Source organism: Lacticaseibacillus chiayiensis, from assembly GCF_004123795.1.
Taxonomy (GTDB): Bacteria; Bacillota; Bacilli; order Lactobacillales; family Lactobacillaceae; genus Lacticaseibacillus; species Lacticaseibacillus chiayiensis.
Genome location: NZ_MSSM01000078.1, coordinates 1 through 1,517, shown reverse-complemented (window position 1 = coordinate 1,517; position 1,517 = coordinate 1). Strand labels below are relative to the sequence as shown.

General features: G+C 48.8%; 1 protein-coding gene. It reads right to left on the bottom strand.

What is annotated here, in order from left to right; translation table 11 throughout:
* Nucleotides 1-103 precede the first annotated feature (103 nt).
* Nucleotides 104-1,348, bottom strand: a complete 1,245-nt coding sequence (locus BVJ53_RS14625) for an ISL3 family transposase (RefSeq protein WP_129302972.1) — start codon at nt 1,346-1,348, stop codon at nt 104-106.
* Between the last annotated feature and the right edge of the window lie 169 nt (nt 1,349-1,517).

The following is a 1,517-nucleotide window of genomic DNA, read 5'->3' as shown; positions in this document are numbered from 1 at the left end:
CATGCGCTAAATGGTTTACATTTGTGGCTCTGCGTCAACTGGTGTTGAAGAATAAATTTATCATTTGAGGCGGTTCTCCATTTGGGGAGCCGTCTTTGTCATGTTATGCCGTGATTTGGTAGATTCGTTTGAAGAAGTTCAGCTGATTCTTGAAGCCAAAACAGGATCGTTTGAGTGACTTGATGAGGCGGTTAACCCCTTCGATCGGACCGTTGGAATAAGGGCTGGTGACAGCGGCGAGAACAGCGACTTTGTGTCGCTTAAGCGTCGCGATCGTCATGTCCATTGCCGTACCGTTTGGCTCGTAAGTAGCTAACAGGTTTGCCAGTTCCGCGGGATGTTTCTTCACCATCAAAGCATCATGAAGCGCTAAGTAGGTCTCGTAGGTTTGCTTGAGCTTGGGCTCAGTATCAAGTGCGATATCGATGGCCTCCTGTTGCGTGACGTATTCATTCAAACCAAACAGGAACTGTTTGTGTTTAGCGTCAGGCGCAGTTTGATGAAAAAGCCGCCAGTTTGTCTTCATGATCTTATAAGGACGGCTGTGTTTGTCATCAAGCTGTTTGAGCGCTTGGACGCGTACCTGATCAAGGGCACGAGCCGCAAGTTGAATGATATGGAACCGATCAATGACGACTTGGGCCTTGGGGAAAACCTCATGAATAATCGTCTGATAAGCTGCATTCATGTCCATGGTGACCGTCTGGACCCGAGTGCGTTCAGCGAGTGAATAATGAGCGATGAAGAAGTTTTTAATCGTGCGGTTGAATCGGTCACCAAGCAAGGCAATCAGACGATGTGAATCGGCATCAAGACAGATAAACGACATCATGCCATGAGTGGAACGGAACTCATCAAAGCAGAGTCGCGTGGGTAGCCGGCGAGCCGGTCGGAGTTTGAGATTTTGGTCAATGATCCGTTGAACCGAGGAAGCTGAGATTCCGATAATATGGGCGATGGTTTTGACTGGCAACCGTTCATGCGCTAACTTCATGATTCGCTCTGTCATGTGAGCGGCGATCGTGTGGTTGGGTTGCACGAGTGGCGTCTTGGCACTGACTGTGTGGTAACAGTTATGACAGCGCCATCGTTGCTTGTGCAAGTCAATGACTGTCGGTATTTCAACCCCGTTGAGGACGCGCACGTGGGCCGTGTAAAACCCGTTAGGGTGCAAGGCCTCAAAGCCACACAGTGGGCACCGGGTTAACCGGTAAGTCAGTTCGGCATCAATCACATGATACTGGCGGCGACGTACCCCGTTGCCGCGATATTCATGACGAACAAAGGCAACTTTGATATTATGGTCTGGTATTCCAAGGACGGACAGTGTAGGATCGTATTGGGACATTTACTCATAACCTCGCTTGCTTTTGGTTTCGACGCTAACAAGCATAGCATGGACACTGAGTAGGTGTCTTTTTGCGTTATCCAAAAAGGGCCTACACGTTCAGTGTTGATTATTTCTCAACACCAGAAAGTGTAGACCCCATTTTCGCTTACAATCCCTTTGTAGATGC